The sequence below is a fragment of the Martelella mangrovi genome (assembly GCF_040545495.1).
Taxonomy (GTDB): Bacteria; Pseudomonadota; Alphaproteobacteria; order Rhizobiales; family Rhizobiaceae; genus Martelella; species Martelella mangrovi.
Genome location: NZ_JBEPLY010000002.1, coordinates 55351 through 75506 on the forward strand (window position 1 = coordinate 55351; position 20156 = coordinate 75506).

Here is a 20156-nt window from a genome sequence, read left to right on the forward strand (position 1 = left end):
AACCGCCTCAAGCGGCTTCGTCCTTCGTGGCATAGGCGTTGAGCACGCGCGCAAGCTGGCTTGCGGGTGCCGAAGCAATCGTTGCGATACGCGTTGCCGGGGTCTGGATCATACCAACCAGCTTCGCACGCAGCTCGTCCAGCGAAGGCATCGTCGCAAGCGACTTGACACCATCAGCATCGAGCACGGTTGCCCCCATGGCGCCACCCAGAACAACGAGCTTGTCGTTGGTCTTGGCGAAATCCATGCAGACCTTCGGAGCCGTCACCGGGTCATCGCAAAAAGCGATGAGCGTCTGACCTGTGAACAGGTCAGCCATTCCCTCGGACTCCGTACCCTGAAGGGCAATCCTGGCCAGGCGGTTCTTCGCGACTTTGACAGTGCCGCCCGCTTCACGCATCTTCGAACGAAAATCGTTCATCTGCGCAACGGTGACACCGGCATAGTGGGCCACGACAACCGAACCGGAAGCCTTGAAGACTTCGTTCAGTTCCGTGACGAATTCGCGTTTTTCCGCTCTTTCCACTGCCTATCTCCAGTTGACAGGACCATTTACGGACCTGCCGGTTTGCCTTTGCCGCAGGGGCTCTTGTTTTATCCAAGATCCCAAGCGACGCTCGAGGATCCTGCCCCCTTCAGCGCGCGATTTCTCAAGCGCCAAGGCACAACCAGGTTCGAACCAAATTGACCGCCGGGGGTTCATCACCGTCCATCGCGGAAAATAGGGTCTCACCCGTCTCATGCAGGCAAATGATTAAGGTTGCCCACCTGCAATCTCGGACAGGAAACCGGGTTTTATCCCGGTCTTTTTTCCGGGCCCTGGAGCCCGGAAACTTTGCATCGGAAGCTTTCGCTTTCCGAAAAACTTTAAGCGTTGACCGACGAGAAGTCGATCTTGACGCCGGGGCCCATGGTCGACGACAGGGCGACGCGCTTGACGTAGTTACCCTTGGCGCCGGCCGGCTTGGCCTTGACCACGGCATCGGCGAATGCGCGGATGTTTTCTTCCAGCGCGCTCGCATCAAACGATGCCTTGCCAACACCGGCGTGTACGATACCGGCCTTTTCGACGCGGAACTCGACAGCGCCGCCCTTGGAGGCTTCGATCGCGGCCTTGACGTCCATCGTGACCGTGCCAACCTTCGGGTTCGGCATCATGCCGCGGGGGCCGAGCACCTTGCCGAGACGACCGACGAGCGGCATCATGTCCGGCGTGGCGATGCAACGATCAAAATCGATGTTGCCGCCCTGAACGGCTTCGACCAGGTCTTCGGCGCCGACAACATCCGCACCGGCTTCCTTGGCTTCATCGGCCTTGGCGCCACGGGCGAACACGGCAACGCGAACGCTCTTGCCCGTGCCGTTCGGCAGGTTGACCACACCACGGACCATCTGGTCGGCGTGACGCGGATCAACGCCCAGGTTCATGGCGACTTCGATGGTTTCGTCGAACTTGGCAATCGCGCGTTCCTTGACCATCTGAACGGCCTCGGTAAGCGGGTAAAGCTTGTTGACATCAACACCCTCACGGGTCTTCTGAATACGCTTTGCAATCTTGGTCATGGCAATCAACCCGTCACTTCCAGGCCCATGGCGCGGGCGGAGCCCTCGACCATCTTGATGGCACCTTCGACATCGGCGGCATTGAGATCGCTCATCTTGGCTTCAGCAATCTTGCGCACCTGATCGGCAGAGATCGAACCGGCCTTGGCCTTGCCCGGCGTCTGCGAACCCTTCTTGATCTTCGCTTCCTGCTTCAGGAAGTAGGAGACCGGGGGCTGCTTCATCACGAAGGTGAAGGACTTGTCCTGGAAATAGGTGATGATGACCGGAATCGGCATACCCTTTTCCATTTCCTGCGAGGCGGCGTTGAACGCCTTGCAGAATTCCATGATATTGATGCCACGCTGACCAAGCGCAGGACCGATCGGCGGGGACGGATTTGCCGAACCTGCCGGGACCTGCAACTTGAGCTGGCCTGCAACTTTCTTAGCCATTACTCTGCCTTTCATCTAACGGACCGTTTCCGGCCCACTCTGCCGACTGACAAGCCGGCGGCTGCGGTTGCGTGGTTCGGATTAACGGAGTGCCGGCTAAAGCACCCCTCCTCCCACGCGCAATGCCCCTCTATTAAAAAGGGGCAAAACTTCAAACTTTTTCGACCTGTCCGTATTCAAGCTCGACCGGTGTGGCGCGGCCGAAGATCGAAACCTCGACCTTCAGGCGGGCGCGCTCTTCATCGACATCCTGAACAACGCCGTTGAACGAGGCGAACGGACCGTCGGACACCCGGACGTTTTCGCCGATTTCGAAAGATACGGTCGCCTTCGGGCGCTCGACACCTTCCTGCACCTGACCGAGAATGTGCTCAGCCTCGGAATCGGGAATCGGAACAGGCTTCTGATCACTGCCGAGAAAACCGGTCACGCGCGGCGTATTCTTGATCAGATGAAACACTTCATCATTCAGATCGGCACGAACGAGAACATAACCCGGAAAAAACTTCCGCTCCGAATCAACCTTGCGCCCACGGCGCACCTCAACGACCTTCTCGGTCGGAACGAGAATGCGATCAAAGAAGTGGTCAAGCCCCTTCTGCTTCGCCTTCTCCTCGATTGCCTCGGCCACCTTCTTCTCGAAGTTGGAATAGGCATGAACAATATACCAGCGCATCGCCATTATTTCTCTTCCCTGTCCTTACCCGGTCACGCGCCGAGATTGAGGATGAAATTCATCGCCAAGCTCATCAGCTGATCGGCGGCGAAAAAGAAAAATGCCGCAACCACCACCATCACCATAACCATCAGGGTCGAAATGACAGTTTCGCGCCGCGAAGGCCATACTACTTTGGCCGTCTCGGAGCGCACCTGCTGCAGAAACGTAAATGGATTGGTTTTCGATGCCATAAACTGCCCACGCCTTTACGGCGCGTAAAGCGGAATATCCCAACTCCACGCACCGCGAGTCTGTCTTGCATTACATATCATTGTTTTCCAGTTTCTCAAGAGGAAAACAACATTTTCTTTATACGCATCCGCCAGCCTTCCGCCGGAAAAACCGCAGAAGCCTTGAATGGCAGGGGCAGAGGGGCTCGAACCCCCGACCTGCGGTTTTGGAGACCGCCGCTCTACCAACTGAGCTATACCCCTTCACCGAATCTGGCTGCATGCGTTGCCGCGCCACCCGATCCGATCTGGCGCCCCATTTACGGGGATGACGCCGTCTTGGCAAGAGTGTTTTTCACGAAATCCGGAAGAAGCCCCTGCAAACCATGCCGCATCCCCTTTTGAGAGCGATCATCGGCCAACCTGATCGCCCAAGACCCATCATCCCGACAGGCCAGTGCACGGCCGGGATGATGGAAAAAGCGCGAAAGGTTGCTGACCGTATCAGCTTCTGAGCGCCTCGTTATCGGGATCGAACGGGCTTTCCTCGACAACCGTTGCGTCAAAGAGTTCGCCAAGAATGCGGATCTTCAGCTTCGTACCCGGCATTGCATAATCGGGCTTCAGCATGGCAAGAGCGATCGACTTGCCGATACGCCAGCCGAAACCGCCCTGGGTGGCACGGCCTGCCAGATTGCCGTCAGCATCGTAAATCGCCTCCGACCCGCGCGCATCGCAATCGGTGACGCCATCGACGATGAGGGTCGCAAACACAGAGCCGAGTCCGTTTTCCTTATGCGCCAGCAGCGCTTCCTTGCCGATGAAATCCTTCTTCGGGCGGATGAAGCGGTCGAGGCCTGATTCGTAGGCCGTATATTCGATCGACATTTCCCGCTGCATGGCGCGGTAGGATTTCTCCAGTGCCATCGCCCCCATGGCGCGAATGCCGAAGGGCTTGATATCGAATTCGGCGCCGGCTTCCATCAGCTTGTCGAAGATATAGGTCTGCATGGCAATCGGGTGATGCAGCTCCCAGCCAAGCTCACCGACAAAGTTCACGCGCAAGGCATGGGCCGTGGCCGCGCCGATGGCAATCGGCTGCCCCGTCAGCCAGCCGAAATCGGCATTTTCCAGCGAGGAACGCGTGAGTTTCTTCAGGACATCGCGCGATTTCGGGCCGGCAACCACGAGAACGCCCATTTCCAGCGTCAGCGGGCGCAGCGTGACCGAACCATCATCCGGCGCAAGCTTTGCCAGGAGATCATGGTCATGACTTTCCAGCCCCGCGCCGGAAACCAGATAGAAGCGATCCGGAGCCCATTCATAAAGGGTGAATTCCGCCCTCACCCCGCCCTTGGTTCCGAGCAGATGGCAAAGCGCGATGCGGCCGCGTTTCTTCGGCACGGCATTGGCGAAGATGCTGTCGAGGAAGGCGCGCGCGCCGGGCCCGGACACTTCCATCTTGGCAAACGGCGTCATGTCCAGCACGCCGACCTTTTCATGAACGTGCTTCACCTCATTGCCGACATGCTCGAAATAGTTCGAGCGGCGGAACGACCATTTTTCCACGATCCGGCCGTCATCGAGCGGCGGCGCATGATTGTGGCTGGTGATCACATCGGCGCCGACGCCCAGTTCGCTCTCGTCCAGCGCGTAGCCCTCCGGCGCATACCAGTTGGCGCGCTCCCAGCCGTAGATGGAGCCGAACACCCCGCCAAGCGCCTTCAGCCGCGAATAGACCGGCGATGTCTTCAGCGGACGGGCGGCTGAACGCTCCTCGTCGGGATAATGCGTCGTGAAGACATTGGCATAGGCCTCCTCGTTCTTGGCAATCAGATAGCCTTCGGTCGCATAGGGGCCGAAACGGCGCGGATCGACGCCGGCAAGATCGACGGTCGGCTCGCCGTCGACGATCCATTCGGCAAGCTGCCAGCCGGCCCCGCCGGCCGCGGTAATGCCGAAGGAATGGCCCTCGTTCAGCCAGAAATTCTTCAGACCCGGCGCAGGACCGACAATCGGGTTCCCATCCGGCGTATAGGCGATCGCGCCGTTATAGACCTTCTTGATGCCGACCTCGGCAAAGGCGGGCACGCGGGCAAAGGCGGTTTCGATATGCGGCATCAGCCTGTCGAGCTCTTCCTGGAACAGCTCGTATTCGCTGTCGTCGGACGGACCGTCGACATAACAGACCGGCGCGCCAACCTCATACGGCCCGAGGATCAGGCCGCCGGCCTCCTCGCGCATATACCAGGCGCTGTCGGATTCGCGCAAAACGCCCATTTCCGGCAGGCCCTGCTTCTTGCGTTCCAGAATGGCCGGATGCGGCTCGGTCACGATATACTGATGCTCGACCGGAATGACGGGAATGTTGAGCCCGACCATTTCGCCGGTTCGCCGCGCAAAATTTCCGGTACAGGAAATGACGTGATCGGCGGTAAACGCTTCCTTGTCGGTCTCCACATGCCATGTGCCGTCGGCGTTCTGGCGAATTTCGGTGACGGTGGTATTGCGCAGGATGCGCCCGCCATTGTCGCGCGCGCCCTTTGCAAAAGCCTGGGTCAGATCAGCAGGCTGGATATAGCCGTCGTCGGGATGCTGGATCGCGCCGAGAATGCCGTCGGTCTCGCACAGCGGCCAGACCTCCTTGACCTCTTCCGGCGTCAGGAATTTGAAATCGACGCCGATGGTTTCGGCGATCCCGGAATAATAGAGATATTCGTCCATCCGGTCCTTGGTCATCGCCAGACGGATGTTCGACACCTTCGAGAACCCGACATTCAGCCCGGTTTCTTCTTCAAGAGCGGTATAGAGATCAACCGAATACTTGTGCAGCTGGCCGACCGAATAGCTCATGTTGAACAGCGGCAGCAGACCGGCGGCGTGCCATGTCGAACCGGAGGTCAGTTCCTTGCGTTCGATCAGGACGGCATCGTCCCAGCCCTTCTTTGCCAGATGATAAAGCGTCGATACGCCGACGACACCGCCGCCGATCACCAGAGCCCTTGTCTTCGTTGTCATCCGTTCCGCCTCTTGAAACCTTGATTGACCACCCGCGCGCCGGGCATTGCCTTATGAGACTATGCAACGGGCGGAAGACCGGAAACAGCCCGTTTGCGACATGCATGAATGCGGGCGCGACGCGCCCTCAAAACGCCGCTTCAGCGCCCGTCTTCACCATCATTGCCGGCATCCGGGTTGTCGGCGGTCGGTTTTGTACCTGTCGATACCGGCTCAACCTTGGACTTGCGCACTCGCCTGCGGATTTCGGCATCGAGCGCATCCTTCTCTGCGTCGTCATCGTCGCCGGTTATGATGTGAAGATCACGCTGCGGGAACGGAATCTCTATGCCCTCCGCCCTGAACCGTTCGAAGATGGCGACGCGGATATCGTTGCGCACGGCAATGCCGTTGAAGACATCGGCGAGATAGACACGCACTTCGAAATCAAGCGAGGAATCGCCGAAGCCCAGGAAAATCACCATCGGCTCCGGGTTCTGCAACACCAGCGGATGCGATGTCGCGATCTCCATCAGGATATCCATCACCTTGCGCGGGTCCGAGTTGTAGGAGACGCCGACGGCCACTTCAGACCGACCCATCTGGTTGTGATGCATCCAGTTGCCGACAGAGGCGTTGATCAGTTCCGAATTCGGCACAATGATCGACTGGCGCTGAAAGGTCTCGATTTCGGTCGCGCGCACAGATATCCGTTTGACGAACCCTTCCGCCGACCCCGAAACGATCCAGTCGCCGACCTTGAACGGACGTTCGACAAGAAGAATAAGGCCGGAAACAAAATTCGAAACGATGGTCTGCAGACCAAAACCGATACCGATGGAAAGCGCCGAGGCCACCAGCGCCAGACTGGAGAGATTGACCCCGGCGGCCGAAATCGCCAGCAGGCCCGCCAGCACGATCCCAAGATAGTTGATGCCTGTCTTGACCGAATTGCGAACACCCGAATCGGCACGGGAACGCAAAAGCACATTATTGTCGAACCAGCCCTGAAACCAGCGGGTCAGGAGAAAGCCGCCGACGAAAAGCAGAATGCCAATCAGAATGCCGCCGAGTGAAATCGTAATCGAGCCGACGGTGATGGAAGTGAGATTATTCGCGGCCCAAAGTCGCATCTCCTCGTAGCGCACGCCCCAGGACAGCATAATCAGCGGGATGCCAATCATCAGGGTCAGGGTGTATGTCAGAAGTCCCGTCAGCAACGAGAGCTGATCGACCCGCACCTGTGACAGATCGAACCGCGCGATAAAGCGCCTGCCGTACCCCGTATGTGCGAAACTGCCCGCCTGCCCGACGGCCTTGCCTACCAAAATGCCGATATACATCGTGATCAGCACCGCGCCGGTCAGCACAATCTGCTGCGCCACGAAACGGGCCAGCGCCACATAACCGATCAGGGCAGTGAGCACGACGAAAAGACCAACGAGACGCGCCAGGCCGGAGATGAGGGATGGAAACAAAAGCCGCATCGTTTTTTTGCGACTGCCATTTTCCGTTTCCCTTGGGCGCGTATGAATGAACGAAACGGCAATCAGAATGCCACCGATCAACACAGACGAAACAAGGCTGCGGAGCACATCGAGCCGAACATCCGCATCGAGCGTATCGTTGAGAACACCGATGAGAATGTCGAACCAGTTGATGCAGGCCATCGCCGTAAAGGCCAGTGTGAGGTTACGGGCAGCCGAATCGCTAACCGGCATCAGCCGCCATTGCGGCCTGCGCGGCGTCAGCACATTGCGCGACAGAAGGAAGACGAAGAGGATAATCCCGTCGGAAATATAGGCCTGCCTAACCACCCGCTGCACATCCGGCAGAAATATATTCATGCTGACGAACAGCACATAGGAAACCGTCAGAAACGCCAGCATCGCCAGGCTCGGTATAACGGTCATCCAGAAGGCGCCGAGCAGACGCACGACATAGGACGGCTCGTCCATCTGCAGGTCAAGTTTTGTGCGTTCCACAAAACGGGTGGAGATCCTGTAGGCAAAAACAGCGGCCAGAACGGACAGCAGATTGGCGAGCGCGAAAGGCACGCGCTTCGATGTCCAGAGGAATTCAAACCAGCCGCCATAGGATTTGACCAATGCAGCCTGTTGCTGCTGCCACAGCGTCTGAAAGTCCGTGGAAAACAGCTCCTGCAGGTCGGTGTGCTTGAACAGCGCGCGGGCAAACTGCTCACGCCTCATCTGGGAAACCGCGCCTGAAGTCTCGTCCGCGGTACCTGCAAGCTTGTTCACCCGGTCGACAAGCGCATTGAGTTCCGAACGCTCTGCCAGCAGCGTATTGCGCTCCTGTGTCGTCACCGCCGGCTCTGCGGGTTCGCCCGGCCCCGGTCCGCTACCAAGCTCGCTCAACTGGGCGCGGACATCCCCCAGCCGGGATTGAATGGTGCTGTCCGCCTTCGACAGATCGCTCTGCAACTGATCGGCCTGCACCTGAAGCTTGGCGAGTTCGTCATCGCTGTTGTCGTCGCCCTGAACCTTTTCCGAAATGCCGGAAAGCGTGCTGGCATAATCATCCAGCGTCGTCCCCATTTCGGTAACGAAAGGATCGCTCGGCTGATCGACCGCGTCATTGGGCTTTTGTCCGGACCCTTCTGCCTGCGCAGAAGCAGCCGGCGTCTCTGCCGCCTGCTGGGCAAGAACAGGCGAGCCGGCCAACAGACAGAACAGCGCCGCCATCACCATGGCAAGCCTGAAAACACCCCTCCCCTGCGTAAGCTGCATCAAATGATCTAGTCCCTCGTTTGAAAATGTCGAAAACGCGCCTTTGAATTCCAAAGCGCGTCAATTTCATGACAAAGCAGCTCTACTTCTGTCCCCATCCGGTATTCTCGTCATCCGTAAGATAGGCAAGCTCGGCCCGGGTCGAACGCCGTTTCAGGATCGCATTGCGATGCGGAAAGCGGCCAAAGCGGGCAATCACATCCCGGTGGCTTTCGGCATAGGAGGAGAAGTTATCATCGCCGAGCGTCGCAAACAGCGCCACCGAACGGTCCTGATCGGCAAGGTTTTCGGAATGTTCGAACGGCATGAAAAAGAACGCACGGCGGTCGGCGTCAACCTTTTCATGCGCGCCGGAGGCCACCGCAAGCTTGGCCTCCCTCAGCGCCAGCATATCGGTGGCAAAGGCCATCGGCGTTGCCCGGTAGATATTGCGGGGAAACTGGTCGAGCACGATCACGGCGGCCAGATGGGCCTGCGGGCTTGCCCGCCAGACGGCACCGACATCGCGCGCCAGCGCCCGGTGCGTCGAAAAGAAGCGGCAGAGGATGGTATGGTCGAGCGCCGCCACATCATCCGGCTGAAACCAGTCCTCCTGCGTCAGCTCCTCAAACCAGAAGGAAAGCACCTGTTCGGGGCTTGAAACGGTTTCGACAAATTCATTCATTGGTTTCCTACCCCGACACAATCGCATGTTGGCGCGCATACGGTGCTTGCGCATGACTGGCGGGAACGATACATTTTCAGTCACATCCGCTCAAGCAAGACATTTAAGAGACATGAATGCCTGAAACTGGGCCAACGGGCTCTCGGCGCGGCGTCACCGTCGTCACATCCCTGATTTTTGTCATTCTGCTGCTCATCGGCGTCCGTTGGGCGGGCGGCTTCCTGAAACCTGTTGCCCTGGCGCTGTTCATCATCGCCGTAACATGGCCGATCAAGAACGCGCTTCAGAAAGTGGTGCCACAGCTTCTGGCGCTGGCGATCACGGTTGTCAGCACCATCGTGGTGTTCGTCATCTTCGCGACCCTGGTGATCTGGGGTTTCAGCCGCATGGCCACCTCTTTCATCGATGCCGCCTGGCAGCTTCAGGCTGCCTATCAGGATGCCGTGGCCTGGCTCGGCGGCAAGGGCTTTTCCGTTGCAAGCTCGCTCAACGATATCTTCAATGTCGGACTGATCGCCCGCACCGTCCGTCAGGTAACCGGACAGGCGAGCACCACGCTCAGTTTCTGGCTCGTGGTTCTCGCCTATGTGGTTCTGGGACTGACCGAGGTGGACAAGCTGCGCGACAAGCTGGGGACATTGCGCAAGCCCGAAGTCGCCTCGGCGGCCATCCGGATTGCCGACGCCACGGCAAAGAAATTCGGCCGCTACATGCTGGTCAGAACCGAAATGAGCGCCATTACCGGCGTTCTGTTCTGGGGTGCGGCAACCCTGACCGGGCTCGACTTTCCGGTGGAATGGGGCGTCATCGCCTTCGCGCTCAACTATATTCCGTTCATCGGCTCGGTCGTCGCCACCGTGTTTCCCTCGCTTTACGGCATCATCCAGTTTGAAAACTGGGAAACGGCGCTTGCGCTCTTCGTCTGCCTCAACCTCGTGCAGTTCACCATCGGCAATTACGTCGAACCGATGGTTTCCGGGTCGGCGCTTTCGATATCGCCGTTCGTCGTGGTGTTTTCGATCTTCTTCTGGACGTTCATGTGGGGACTTTTCGGCACGTTTCTCGGCGTCCCGATCACCATTGCCCTGCTGACCGTGTGCGAGCATGTGCCGTCGCTTCGCTGGGTCGCGGAAATTCTCGGCGGCAAGCGACATCCAAAAGAGCTTGCCACCGAGACAAACGCGACCGGCAACCAAGCCTGATTTCACCACATCGTCTTGGCGGCGCGGCCTGGCCATTCACGGTCGTAGGTTTCCGCATCGAACGGCTCGGCACTGGCCTGCCGCGTCATCTCGCCTGCGCTTGGCAACGATCCCGCATCGACAAAGCGGCTGGCATCCCACAGCCGCGAACGCACCAGCGCCCGTGCGCACTGAAAATACACCTCGTTGATCGTCACCACGATCACCGAGCGGGGATGGCGCCCGCCCACCTCGAAACTCTCGACGACGGCCGGCTCGTCGGTCACGATCGCCTGCCCATTGATGCGCAACGCATTGTTGGACCCGGGAATGAGGAACATCAGCGCCACACGCGGGTCGCGGACGATATTGACAAGTGAGTCGATACGATTGTTGCCCCGCCAGTCAGGCAGCATCACCGTCCTGTCGTCAGCAATCCGCACCACGGCGCCGTCATCGCCGCGCGGCGAGCAGTCGAGGCCTTCCGGCCCCACCGTCGACAGCGCCAGAAACGGAGAGGCCTCGATCACCTGCCGGTAAGCTGCCGTAAGCTTCGCCGTCACCTTTGCCAGCGATGTCTGCCCGGGTTCGCCATATATTTCACGAAGCGCTTCAACGGTCTCGATTTTCTTCATCTTGCCTTACTCAACGTGGCCGCTCCGCCCTGTCGCGGGTCATGCCCTTTTCATCCAGTTCGCGCTCATAGTCGGCGAACAGCCTGTCACCATTCTCGCCAAGCTCGCGAAGATAGGACCACGTGTAGATACCACTGTCATGCATGTCATCAAAGCCGATGCGCACGGCATAATTGCCTGCCGCCTCGACCGTCATGATCTCGACATTGCGCTTGCCCGGCACGGTGACGGCCTGCCCGGGACCGTGCCCTTTCACCTCGGCCGAGGGCGAAAGCACACGCAACATTTCAGACGGAAGCGCATATCGCGCGCCATCGTCAAAGGTTATGGTCAGAACGCGCCTGTCTTTGGAAACGCGCAGTTCGGTTGGTGTCATTGTCATTTTGAAATCCGATGGCATCGAGGGAAGTTTTCACGCCGAAGTGTTTTGACCCTGTCTTGACGCTTGCCAGGTCACATTCCATTTATTGTGACGAGGAGAACGCAAAATTGGCTATTTTGACCGCTGAAAGCAAGGGCGATACCGGCCGCTTCCATCAAAAGCCCGCACCGATGATCGACCCGTTCGGCCGGGCGATTACCTATCTGCGTGTTTCGGTGACGGATCGCTGCGATTTCCGCTGCACCTATTGCATGGCGGAACACATGACCTTTCTGCCGAAACGCGATCTCCTCACACTGGAAGAACTCGAACGTCTGTGCAACGCCTTCATCGACAAGGGCGTGCGCAAATTGCGGTTGACCGGCGGCGAACCGCTGATGCGCAAGAACGTGATGCAGCTGATCGAAAACCTCGGACAGCGTATTCCCGAAGGCGCGCTTGACGAACTGACGCTGACGACCAACGGCTCGCAGCTTTCCCGTTTCGCAGACGGGCTTTATGCCGCCGGTGTGCGGCGGATCAATGTTTCGCTCGACACGCTCGATGCGCGGAAATTCCACGAGATCACCCGCTGGGGCGATTTCAACAAGGTCATGGCCGGGCTCGAAGCGGCCCGCAAGGCCGGCCTCAAGGTCAAGCTCAATGCCGTGGCGCTTGCCGGGTTCAACGAGCATGAAATTCCGGAGCTCATGCGTTTCGCCCATGGCGAAGGCATGGATCTGACGCTGATCGAGGCGATGCCGCTTGGCGAGGTCGATACCGACCGCTCCGCCCAGTATCTGCCGCTTTCAAAGGTGCGCCGCGACCTCGAACAGCAGTTTACCTTAAGCGATATCCCGATGACCACCGGCGGCCCCGCCCGGTTCGTCAATGTGGCGGAAACCGGCGGCAAGCTCGGCTTCATCACCCCGCTGTCGCATAATTTCTGCGCGTCCTGCAACCGCGTGCGGCTGACCTGCACCGGCATGCTCTATCTCTGTCTCGGGCATGACGACAATGCCGATTTCCGCAAGGTGCTGCGCGACAATCCCGATGATGATGCGGTGCTCTACCGCGCGATCGACCGGGCGATTGCGCGCAAGCCGGAAGAGCATAATTTCGAACTCGACAGCACGAAATCCCGCGTTGCAGTGGCCCGCCACATGAGCATGACCGGAGGCTGAACAGTCAATCACGACTGACACAGATCACTTCCCCGACCCGTTATTCATCTATAAGAACAACAACACGATAACGGGATGAATGATGCGCACCTCCTCCAATATCACCGGCGCCGTCTGCATGATCGCGGCGATGGCGGGCTTTGCCCTCAACGACGCCACGGCCAAACTGCTGACCGAAGAAATCGGCGTCGGCCAGATCATGTTCTTCAGGGGCCTCATCATCACGGCCTTTGCCATGCTGATTGCCTGGCGCAGCCGGGTGCTGAAAAACATCGGTGCGGTGTTCGATTTTCGGGTGCTCGTGCGCAGCGTCTGCGAACTCGTCGCCGCCCTTTCCTTTCTGCAGGCGTTGAAGGCGATGCCGCTTGCCAATGCCGCCGCCATCCTCCAGTGCCTGCCGCTCGCCGTCACGCTCGGTGCGGCCCTGTTCATGTCGGAACCGGTCGGCTGGCGCCGCTGGAGCGCGATCGCCGTCGGCTTTATCGGCGTGCTGATCATCATCAGGCCCGGCCCCGGCGGTTTTGAAGAGGGCGCCGTTTTTGCCATCATCGCAATGCTTGCCGCATCCGCCCGTGACCTTTTGACCAAGACCATCCGCTCGGACATACCGGCCATCGTCATCACCCTGGCAACGGCCATTTTCCTGACGCTCGGCGGCGCCGTTCTCGGCACGGTCGAACAGGACTGGAGCATGATGAGCTGGCCGATCCTGTTCAAGCTGATGCTGGCCGCCGCCTTCCTGCTGTCCGGCTATCAGTTCGTGGTGTTTGCCGTGCGCCTTGCCGATATCTCCTATATCGCGCCATTCCGTTATGCCGGCCTGTTGTGGGCAACGCTGCTCGGCATGATCATCTTCAGCACCTATCCGGACATCAACGTCCTCGGCGGCGGCCTGATCATCGTGGCCGCCGGCCTCTATTCCTTCTACCGCGAGCGCAAGAAAGGGCTGGAACCCTTGGCTGCGACCGACCAGCCGGTCGCCTCCGAAGGCGGCGGCCCGATCGTCAAGGCGGAAGAGGACATGCTGAAGGATAAGTCGTGATGTCCCCCGCCCTTCCCCCCGCTGTCATTCTCGCCGGTGGCGCGTCGCAGCGCATGGGCACCGACAAGGCGATGCTGGAAATTGACGGCGAAACCCTTCTGGCCCGGGCGCATCGGCAGATTGCGCTCCAGGCCTCGCCCGTACTGGTCAGCCGCCATGGTGCAGATATGCGGGCTCCGCCCGGCGCTATCGTTGTCCGCGACATCGGAACAGACCACGAGGGACCGCTTGCGGGTATTCTCGCCGCACTCGACCACCTCACAAGGAACGACAGCCCGGCAACCCACATGATTTCGGTCGCTGTCGACACGCCATTTTTCCCCGCAGACCTCGTTGCCCGGCTGACTGAAGCGCGCCCTGCCGAAAATGAAATCGTGCTGGCACAGTCGGAAGGGCGGGTTCATCCGGTCTTCGCGCTGTGGCCGCTTGCTCTCCACGACGACCTGACACGCTGGTTTGCCACCGGCAGCAACCGGCGCCTGATGGATTTTGTCAAAGCCCATCCGCACCGGACCGTCGATTTTTCAACGGTTGCCACGCCGGAAGGCGCTGTCGATCCGTTTTTCAACATCAACACCCCGCAGGATCTCGACACCGCCCGGCAGATCGCAAAACTGACCGGAAACGCCTGATCGCGGTTGCGCCGCCCCCGATCCCGGCATAGAGCATGAGCGATATTCAACGGGGCAACCGCAATGGCACGCAAGATCGACGAGGAAAAACTGGCCAAGGCCTATAACCGGGCGCTTTCGCTCGAAAAGGCGGGTAAACTGGCCGAAGCGGCAGAGGCATACCGCCAGGTCCTGAAGATCGACCCGGAGGATCACGGCGGCGCGGCGGTGCGGCTTGCCGCCATCGGCTTCGGCGAAGCGCCGAAAAAGGCGCCCGACGCCTATGTCGAAACGCTGTTCGATCAGCACGCCGAGGATTTCGAGGATATTCTCGTCGACCAGCTCGGCTATTGCGTGCCGATGATCATCCGCCAGCGGTTCCAGGCGCTCGGCATCGGCCCGTTCGAGCGCATGCTCGACCTGGGTTGCGGCACGGGGCTCGGCGCCAGCGCGCTGCGCGATATGGCCGGCGAGATCACCGGGCTCGACATTTCCGAAAACATGGTGGAAATCGCCTATGAGAAGGACCTTTACGACACGCTGTTCGTCGCCGAGGTCGAAGCGTTTCTGCATGATGACGGCGAGGAAGAATTCGACCTGATCACTGCCGCCGATGTTCTGCCCTATCTCGGCACGCTCGATGCCTTCTTCTCCGGGGCGGCCAGGAGCATGTCCGGCGGCGGCATTCTGGCGTTTTCCGCCGAAACCCTGCCCGACGAGACCCTGAAGGGCCGTGATTATATGGTCGGCCCGCATCACCGTTTCGGCCACAGTCTGGCCTATCTGACCGCAGGGCTGGAAAAGGCGGGCTTCAGAATGGTCGATACCACCGATATCAATGTCCGCTTTGAAAACGGCCAGCCGACACCGGGTTATCTGATTATCGCGCGCTATCTCGACGCGTGAGAACGCCGCCCGGCCTGAAAATACCGCCACGGCGTATACCAGTGCCAGTCGGCATCCAGCCTTTCGGGCACCGGATCAAACCCGTCCGTGCCGCCCGGGCCGCAGCGTCCGACCCGAAAGAGCGTCAGAAAACCGCCCGCCCAAAGCCCGTACCGCGCGACCGCCTCGTATCCATATTCCGAGCAGGTCGGCAAATGGCGGCAGGACTGGCCGATCAGGCTTGAAAATGTCAGTTGATAGAAGCGGATGAGGCCGAGCCCCAACAGGCGGCCGGGCGTCTTGCGAAACGGCCCCTGCCAGTTGCGCGACGCCGTCTTCGCGCCGCCACGGGTTTCACACATCGTGCCCGGCGTCCTCTTTTTCATCGTGCGAAAGACCGTCCAGCGTATCGAGCGCCTTCACCAGCGCCTCGAAGGTCAACATCACCGATGCGTGGCGGGCCGGATAGTCCTTCACCGGCAGGAGACTGCGCATTTCTGCAAATCGGCCGTCGGGACCGTCCCCGCCCTCTTTCAGCATTGCGCGCATCTGGCTGCGGGCCTGCCGGATTTCATCCGGCGTCGCCCCGATCACGGTTCCGGCCATGATCGCGGAGGATGCCTGCCCCAGAGCGCAGGCCTTTACCTCATGGGAAAAGTCGCTGACCTTGCCGCCGGACATCCGCACATAGACCGTCAGCCGCGACCCGCACAGCCTGGAATGGGCAGACGCGCTGGCATCGGCATTTTCCAGCACGCCCAGCCGGGTCACATTGCCGGCGTGGCTCAAAATGCGCGCGGAATAGATATCGTCCATTTTCTGCTTTCCGTGATGCCTGACCTTCAAACCGGCCGGAACTGAATGATTAAAGGAGAACATGGGATTTCGGCAAGGCCGGGGCAAGTCCCCGGCGACGGTGAGGCGATTGCCAACGGTCCCCGAGCGGGCTATCAACACCCGGCAACGACAGGAAAGAGCATGCTGAATTTCGCAAAGCCGCCGCAGGACAAGGCCCTGCTTGACGAGGCCACCGATTTCACCCCCCGTTTCGACGACAAGGGGCTGGTCACGGCCGTGGTCACCGATGCCCGCGACAATGCGGTGCTGATGCTTGCCCATATGAATGCCGAAGCGCTGTCGCTGACGATCGAGACCGGTTTTGCGCATTATTACAGCCGCTCGCGCAACGCGATCTGGAAGAAGGGCGAAACCTCCGGCAACCTGCAGAAGGTGGAGCAGATGCTGACCGACTGCGATCAGGATGCCATCCTGCTCAAGGTTTCCATGTCCGGCCATGATGCGGCCTGCCACACCGGCCGCCGCTCCTGCTTTTATCGCGCGGTGAGCGCCAGCGACGGCACGGCCGTGCTTGAGACGATCGCCGACCACAGAGCCTTCGACCCGAAGACGGTTTACGGCAAATAGGTCTGCCGCCTTGGCGCCGCTCCGGCTCAGCCGGCGATATAGGACTTGATGTGCTCGGCTTCCTGCTCGACCTCGCGGATGCGTGACTTGACCACGTCACCGATCGAGATGATGCCGGCAAGGCGTCCGTCAACTTCCACCGGCACATGACGGAAATGCCGCTTGGTCATCACTTCCATCAACTCGTTGACGCTGGTGCCCTCGTCACAGCGGTGGACATTATCGGTCATTTCCTGGGAGACCGGCGCGGCCAGCGCACGTGCGCCGTGCTTGCCGACGCAAGCGGCCAGATCGCGCTCGGTAAAGATACCGGCAATCCTGTTGTCCTCGTCCACAATCACCACCGCACCGATACGGTTTTGATGAAGAATGACCGCCATTTCCGAAATCGGGGTTTTGGCCGGCGCGGTCACGACCGCCCTGCCTTTTTCATCCAGTATCATTCTGACAGTGATCGCCATAAAAACCTCCTCGTTTCCGGCTCGCAGGCACGCGCCCGCCTCCACACGAACCATGCATTTGAGCATGGTGCATGAGGTTTTGGGCGATTGCAAGAAAACCATGTCTGGAGGATTTACGCGGCGCTAGAAAACGAGTGTGCGCGGGGTCTTCACGTCAAACAGCGGAAAGGCCAGAAACCCGAACAGGAAACCGCCGACATGGGCCTGCCAGGCGATGCTGGCCGCACTGATGCCCACAAAGCTGACGCCGACGGCAACCAGCAGATTGCCCACAAGCCAGACCAGCACGAAGGCCCGCGCCGTCGGATCGGCAAAGACCTCGCTGATCGAAAGCCGCCGGCCAAGATGGGCCTGCGGCAGAAAACGCCCACCGGCAAAGACGAAGCGACAGGCAGCCCCCATATAGGCCGAAACCACACCGGAGGCGCCGATCAGCACCGAAACGGCGCCCCAGTCGGTGGCGGCGAAGAAAAACGCCGAGGCCACCGCGCTCGTCAGCCAAAGGGTCAGGAAGCGCACGGCGCCGATCCTGCGGGCAACCGGCGCGCCGAAAATCGCCAGCCAGATCGCATTGAAGATGATGTGGCTCCAGCCGCCGTGAAGCAGCGAATAGGTCAGCGGCGACCACAGCCAGGAAAGCCCCTGCTCGCCAAGCGGATGCACGTAACGGGCGGGCAGGAACCCGAATTCCTGCCAGATCATCAGGTTGGTCGCGTAGCCGAGAGCAAATTCCTGGATCAGAAAGATCGCAAACAGCACGCCAAGCGCTGCCAGAACGACCGGCGGAAGGTTGATCGGCGGCTCGCGCCTCTGGGGCCTGAATGGGGCGCCGCCGGTCTGCGGTGTGCGCATGGGTCGTACTCCTGTTCGGGTTCTGATTATCCGATCGAAAGATGTTTGAAAAGCGCCGACGAAACTGGCAGAAGGATCAACGAGCGCCATCCGCCACGCGGTTTGAGGCATCGGCATTGGAAAAGCCGCCGGGGGCCAAGGAAACTTAAACGAATATTAACCGCAATTTGATCAGTATCCGGTTCAGCCTAGCAAAGGATGAATGCGGCCGTTATCATGCCGCCACGGCTTCGCCAGGAACCAACAACCGCCAGATTTCGCAAGAGTTTTTCGAATGCAGAGACAGGCAACACGCCGCTTCCGTTCAAGCCGGTTATCCAGGGCAGCGATGATCTTCGCAGCCTTCATGGCCATCATCACCGGTGTTCCCGTAAACGACGCCCGCGCGGATTCGAACGACGCGGCCATCGTGATCGATGCGCATACCGGAAAAGTGCTCTACAGCGAGGCCCCGGATGCGCCGCGCTATCCGGCATCGCTGACCAAGATGATGACGCTCTACATGCTGTTCGAAGCCATGGATGAGGGCCGCGTCACGCTGAATACCGAAATTCCGTTTTCGAAAAACGCCGCTGCCGAGCCGCCGACCAAACTCGGCATCCCTGCCGGCCGCAGCGTCACGGTCAAAACCGCGATCTATGCGCTGATTACCCGTTCGGCCAATGATGTCGCCACCGCTGTCGGTGAATATCTCGGCGGATCGGAAACCAACTTCGCGAAGATGATGACCAACAAGGCGCATGCCCTCGGCATGACGCGCACCACCTATCGCAATGCCCACGGCCTGCCGAACAGCGCGCAGAAGACCACGGCCCGCGATCAGGCCCGTCTCGGCATCGCCCTGCGCCAGCATTTTCCGCAGTATTACCACTATTTCAGCACCCGCAGCTTCAAATACGGCAAGAGCACGATCGGCAACCACAACCACCTGCTCGGCAAGATCAAGGGCCTTGACGGCATCAAGACCGGCTATACCAATGCTTCCGGCTTCAACATTGCCACGTCCGTGATTTCCGGCAACCGGTCGATTGCAGCCGTTGTCATGGGTGGCGCGACGGCGGCAAGCCGCGACAAATGGGCGACCCGCCTGATCAACACCTACCTGCCGAAAGCCTCCAATGGCCGCGGCGGTAACTTCGTGATTGCCCGTTCCGGCAGCATGGTGTTCCCGAAAACCGGGCCCATCCCCTATCCGCGCCCGGCAGCCGAAGGCGGTGTGGCACTGGCTTATGCGGCCAATGACAATGCTACACCGGCAGCTGCAGCCGGCCTGACCGGCGTCCAGGCCGAACTGGTCTCCAACGTGCCGGTTCCCAGCGCACGCCGCCCGGCCGACAATGATGAGGGCCTGAGCGTCGAAGACGTGCTGCAGACCGCCGACGACATGGCCGATGCCGTTGGCGACGCAATCATTCCCGCAGCCCAGGCTTCCGAAAGCGCGCCTGACACTTCGATCAAGACGAGCTCGATCCAGAAGCCGCGCGGCTGGGTGGTTCAGGTCGGCACGGCGGCAACGGCCGAAGGCGCCCGCGATCTGCTTACCCGCACGAAGGGCAAGGCCGACGGAGCGCTCGACAGGTCCGATCCTTTCGCGCTTGCCTACAACAATGGCGGCCAGGAAATCTACCGCGCCCGCTTCGGCGGCTTCCCCGATCAGGAAGAAGCGGTAAAGGCCTGCCGCGCATTGAAGCGCAACGGCGTGAGCTGCTGGGCAAGCCTGCAGTAGTCTTCAGCTTGAAACAGGCGCGCATCGCCGCGCTACCGATATGAACAACAAAACGCCGGTCCGCATTGCGGGCCGGCGTTTTCCGTAAAGGGTTTCGAAAGATTTAGCCGCTAGTTTTCTCGGTAAGGTTTCGGAAAGCAAGAATGACGATCGCCTCCGATGCCACACAAAAACCCTCTGTCTGTTCTGCGTAGCTAAGGGGATTGAAGTGAACAGGAAACAGCGTTCCGGCATGATGTCAGGCAATATCGAACTCTCAACCGCGCGCCGCAGCGGCTTCAACCCGCTTCACGAGGCCGCCCAGAAACTTGCCGAATATGCCCGTTTTCAGGGCCGCTACAAAGCCAAGGAACTCGTCGGCCTGCTGACCAGCCAGGGTGACCGCGCGGCCCGTGCCATGCAGCCCGAGGCCCGGATCCACCTCTATATACAGAGCAGGCAGCAAGGCCACGCTCCGATCAGCCTCAGACTGCGCTGACCGTATCGAATAAATCCCG

General features: G+C 59.9%; 22 protein-coding genes and 1 tRNA gene. 8 read left to right on the forward strand and 15 right to left on the reverse strand.

Going from position 1 to position 20156, the window contains the following annotated elements; genetic code table 11:
• Positions 1–7 precede the first annotated feature (7 nt).
• The 9 genes from rplJ to ABID12_RS02685 all read right to left on the reverse strand — a co-directional run bounded on the left by rplJ (position 8) and on the right by ABID12_RS02685 (position 9296).
• Positions 8–526: a 50S ribosomal protein L10 gene (gene rplJ / locus ABID12_RS02645; RefSeq protein ID WP_106301787.1), complete on the reverse strand. Its 519-nt coding sequence runs from the start codon at positions 524–526 to the stop codon at positions 8–10.
• Positions 527–867: 341 nt separating this feature from the next.
• The gene (rplA, locus tag ABID12_RS02650; RefSeq protein ID WP_354432996.1) at positions 868–1563 is read right to left on the reverse strand and encodes a 50S ribosomal protein L1; all 696 of its coding nucleotides are present in this window, start codon (positions 1561–1563) and stop codon (positions 868–870) included.
• A 5-nt stretch (positions 1564–1568) separates the two neighbouring features.
• Positions 1569–1997: a 50S ribosomal protein L11 gene (rplK, locus tag ABID12_RS02655; RefSeq protein ID WP_106301790.1), complete on the reverse strand. Its 429-nt coding sequence runs from the start codon at positions 1995–1997 to the stop codon at positions 1569–1571.
• A 151-nt stretch (positions 1998–2148) separates the two neighbouring features.
• On the reverse strand, positions 2149–2679 hold the full coding sequence (gene nusG / locus ABID12_RS02660; protein WP_106301792.1) for a transcription termination/antitermination protein NusG: 531 nt from the start codon (positions 2677–2679) through the stop codon (positions 2149–2151).
• A 26-nt stretch (positions 2680–2705) separates the two neighbouring features.
• Positions 2706–2906 carry a preprotein translocase subunit SecE gene (gene secE / locus ABID12_RS02665; RefSeq protein ID WP_106301795.1) on the reverse strand — a complete coding sequence of 67 codons (201 nt, stop codon included), beginning with the start codon at positions 2904–2906 and terminating at the stop codon, positions 2706–2708.
• 167 nt (positions 2907–3073) lie between these two features.
• A tRNA-Trp gene (locus ABID12_RS02670) sits at positions 3074–3149 on the reverse strand.
• A gap of 240 nt (positions 3150–3389) precedes the next feature.
• Entirely contained in the window at positions 3390–5903 is a 2514-nt protein-coding gene (locus ABID12_RS02675; protein WP_354432997.1) for a GcvT family protein, read from the reverse strand.
• 140 nt (positions 5904–6043) lie between these two features.
• Positions 6044–8632 carry a mechanosensitive ion channel family protein gene (locus ABID12_RS02680; protein WP_354432998.1) on the reverse strand — a complete coding sequence of 863 codons (2589 nt, stop codon included), beginning with the start codon at positions 8630–8632 and terminating at the stop codon, positions 6044–6046.
• Positions 8633–8714: 82 nt separating this feature from the next.
• Positions 8715–9296, reverse strand: coding sequence for a DUF924 family protein (locus ABID12_RS02685; RefSeq protein WP_354432999.1), 582 nt, complete (start codon positions 9294–9296; stop codon positions 8715–8717).
• 116 nt (positions 9297–9412) lie between these two features.
• Between ABID12_RS02685 and ABID12_RS02690 the strand changes: the two genes are divergently transcribed.
• On the forward strand, positions 9413–10498 hold the full coding sequence (locus ABID12_RS02690) for an AI-2E family transporter (RefSeq protein ID WP_106301807.1): 1086 nt from the start codon (positions 9413–9415) through the stop codon (positions 10496–10498).
• Positions 10499–10500: 2 nt separating this feature from the next.
• Here the strand turns inward: ABID12_RS02690 and ABID12_RS02695 are convergent, their stop codons facing one another.
• Positions 10501–11112 (reverse strand): pyridoxamine 5'-phosphate oxidase family protein, encoded by a 612-nt coding sequence (locus ABID12_RS02695; RefSeq protein WP_354433000.1) that lies wholly within the window; start codon positions 11110–11112, stop codon positions 10501–10503.
• A gap of 10 nt (positions 11113–11122) precedes the next feature.
• Complete coding sequence (locus ABID12_RS02700; protein WP_435528147.1) at positions 11123–11494, reverse strand: gamma-butyrobetaine hydroxylase family protein; 372 nt, start codon at positions 11492–11494, stop codon at positions 11123–11125.
• A gap of 170 nt (positions 11495–11664) precedes the next feature.
• On the opposite strand from ABID12_RS02700, the gene moaA reads away from it, so the two are divergent.
• From moaA to ABID12_RS02720, 4 genes are all read left to right on the forward strand, one after another.
• A complete protein-coding gene (moaA, locus tag ABID12_RS02705; RefSeq protein ID WP_354433286.1) occupies positions 11665–12657 on the forward strand; it encodes a GTP 3',8-cyclase MoaA in 993 nt (330 codons plus the stop codon).
• A 79-nt stretch (positions 12658–12736) separates the two neighbouring features.
• A complete protein-coding gene (locus ABID12_RS02710) occupies positions 12737–13699 on the forward strand; it encodes a DMT family transporter (RefSeq protein ID WP_354433002.1) in 963 nt (320 codons plus the stop codon).
• Complete coding sequence (mobA, locus tag ABID12_RS02715; protein WP_354433003.1) at positions 13699–14331, forward strand: molybdenum cofactor guanylyltransferase MobA; 633 nt, start codon at positions 13699–13701, stop codon at positions 14329–14331. The genes ABID12_RS02710 and mobA overlap by 1 nt, the downstream gene beginning before the upstream one ends.
• Before the next feature lie 63 nt (positions 14332–14394).
• Positions 14395–15216 carry a class I SAM-dependent methyltransferase gene (locus ABID12_RS02720; RefSeq protein WP_354433004.1) on the forward strand — a complete coding sequence of 274 codons (822 nt, stop codon included), beginning with the start codon at positions 14395–14397 and terminating at the stop codon, positions 15214–15216.
• Here the strand turns inward: ABID12_RS02720 and yidD are convergent.
• Positions 15201–15557, reverse strand: a complete 357-nt coding sequence (gene yidD, locus ABID12_RS02725) for a membrane protein insertion efficiency factor YidD (protein ID WP_354433005.1) — start codon at positions 15555–15557, stop codon at positions 15201–15203. The two genes, ABID12_RS02720 and yidD, sit on opposite strands and share 16 nt — an antisense overlap.
• Complete coding sequence (locus ABID12_RS02730) at positions 15550–16011, reverse strand: iron-sulfur cluster assembly scaffold protein (protein ID WP_354433006.1); 462 nt, start codon at positions 16009–16011, stop codon at positions 15550–15552. Before ABID12_RS02730 ends, yidD begins: the two co-directional genes overlap by 8 nt.
• 162 nt (positions 16012–16173) lie before the next feature.
• Here ABID12_RS02730 and hisI point away from each other — a divergent pair, with 162 nt between their 5' ends.
• Positions 16174–16620, forward strand: a complete 447-nt coding sequence (gene hisI, locus ABID12_RS02735; RefSeq protein ID WP_354433007.1) for a phosphoribosyl-AMP cyclohydrolase — start codon at positions 16174–16176, stop codon at positions 16618–16620.
• 26 nt (positions 16621–16646) lie between these two features.
• Here the strand turns inward: hisI and ABID12_RS02740 are convergent, their stop codons facing one another.
• Positions 16647–17081, reverse strand: coding sequence for a CBS domain-containing protein (locus tag ABID12_RS02740; protein WP_106302201.1), 435 nt, complete (start codon positions 17079–17081; stop codon positions 16647–16649).
• 123 nt (positions 17082–17204) lie between these two features.
• Positions 17205–17933: a rhomboid family intramembrane serine protease gene (locus ABID12_RS02745; protein WP_354433008.1), complete on the reverse strand. Its 729-nt coding sequence runs from the start codon at positions 17931–17933 to the stop codon at positions 17205–17207.
• Between the two features lie 274 nt (positions 17934–18207).
• Between ABID12_RS02745 and ABID12_RS02750 the strand changes: the two genes are divergently transcribed.
• Entirely contained in the window at positions 18208–19659 is a 1452-nt protein-coding gene (locus tag ABID12_RS02750) for an SPOR domain-containing protein (RefSeq protein WP_354433009.1), read from the forward strand.
• A 208-nt stretch (positions 19660–19867) separates the two neighbouring features.
• Positions 19868–20137 (forward strand): hypothetical protein, encoded by a 270-nt coding sequence (locus tag ABID12_RS02755; RefSeq protein WP_227023528.1) that lies wholly within the window; start codon positions 19868–19870, stop codon positions 20135–20137.
• Positions 20138–20156: the final 19 nt, after the last annotated feature.

Bases quoted from the DNA above. Each gene is read 5' to 3' on its own strand.
- rplA (WP_354432996.1), bottom strand. From the start codon at position 1,563: ATGACCAAGATTGCAAAGCGTATTCAGAAGACCCGTGAGGGTGTTGAT.
- rplK (WP_106301790.1), bottom strand. From the start codon at position 1,997: ATGGCTAAGAAAGTTGCAGGCCAGCTCAAGTTGCAGGTCCCGGCAGGT.
- nusG (WP_106301792.1), bottom strand. From the start codon at position 2,679: ATGGCGATGCGCTGGTATATTGTTCATGCCTATTCCAACTTCGAGAAG.
- secE (WP_106301795.1), bottom strand. From the start codon at position 2,906: ATGGCATCGAAAACCAATCCATTTACGTTTCTGCAGCAGGTGCGCTCC.
- ABID12_RS02675 (WP_354432997.1), bottom strand. From the start codon at position 5,903: ATGACAACGAAGACAAGGGCTCTGGTGATCGGCGGCGGTGTCGTCGGC.
- ABID12_RS02680 (WP_354432998.1), bottom strand. From the start codon at position 8,632: ATGCAGCTTACGCAGGGGAGGGGTGTTTTCAGGCTTGCCATGGTGATG.
- ABID12_RS02685 (WP_354432999.1), bottom strand. From the start codon at position 9,296: ATGAATGAATTTGTCGAAACCGTTTCAAGCCCCGAACAGGTGCTTTCC.
- ABID12_RS02690 (WP_106301807.1), top strand. From the start codon at position 9,413: ATGCCTGAAACTGGGCCAACGGGCTCTCGGCGCGGCGTCACCGTCGTC.
- ABID12_RS02695 (WP_354433000.1), bottom strand. From the start codon at position 11,112: ATGAAGAAAATCGAGACCGTTGAAGCGCTTCGTGAAATATATGGCGAA.
- ABID12_RS02700 (WP_435528147.1), bottom strand. From the start codon at position 11,494: ATGACAATGACACCAACCGAACTGCGCGTTTCCAAAGACAGGCGCGTT.
- moaA (WP_354433286.1), top strand. From the start codon at position 11,665: ATGATCGACCCGTTCGGCCGGGCGATTACCTATCTGCGTGTTTCGGTG.
- ABID12_RS02710 (WP_354433002.1), top strand. From the start codon at position 12,737: ATGATGCGCACCTCCTCCAATATCACCGGCGCCGTCTGCATGATCGCG.
- mobA (WP_354433003.1), top strand. From the start codon at position 13,699: ATGTCCCCCGCCCTTCCCCCCGCTGTCATTCTCGCCGGTGGCGCGTCG.
- ABID12_RS02720 (WP_354433004.1), top strand. From the start codon at position 14,395: ATGGCACGCAAGATCGACGAGGAAAAACTGGCCAAGGCCTATAACCGG.
- yidD (WP_354433005.1), bottom strand. From the start codon at position 15,557: ATGTGTGAAACCCGTGGCGGCGCGAAGACGGCGTCGCGCAACTGGCAG.
- ABID12_RS02730 (WP_354433006.1), bottom strand. From the start codon at position 16,011: ATGGACGATATCTATTCCGCGCGCATTTTGAGCCACGCCGGCAATGTG.
- hisI (WP_354433007.1), top strand. From the start codon at position 16,174: ATGCTGAATTTCGCAAAGCCGCCGCAGGACAAGGCCCTGCTTGACGAG.
- ABID12_RS02740 (WP_106302201.1), bottom strand. From the start codon at position 17,081: ATGGCGATCACTGTCAGAATGATACTGGATGAAAAAGGCAGGGCGGTC.
- ABID12_RS02745 (WP_354433008.1), bottom strand. From the start codon at position 17,933: ATGCGCACACCGCAGACCGGCGGCGCCCCATTCAGGCCCCAGAGGCGC.
- ABID12_RS02750 (WP_354433009.1), top strand. From the start codon at position 18,208: ATGCAGAGACAGGCAACACGCCGCTTCCGTTCAAGCCGGTTATCCAGG.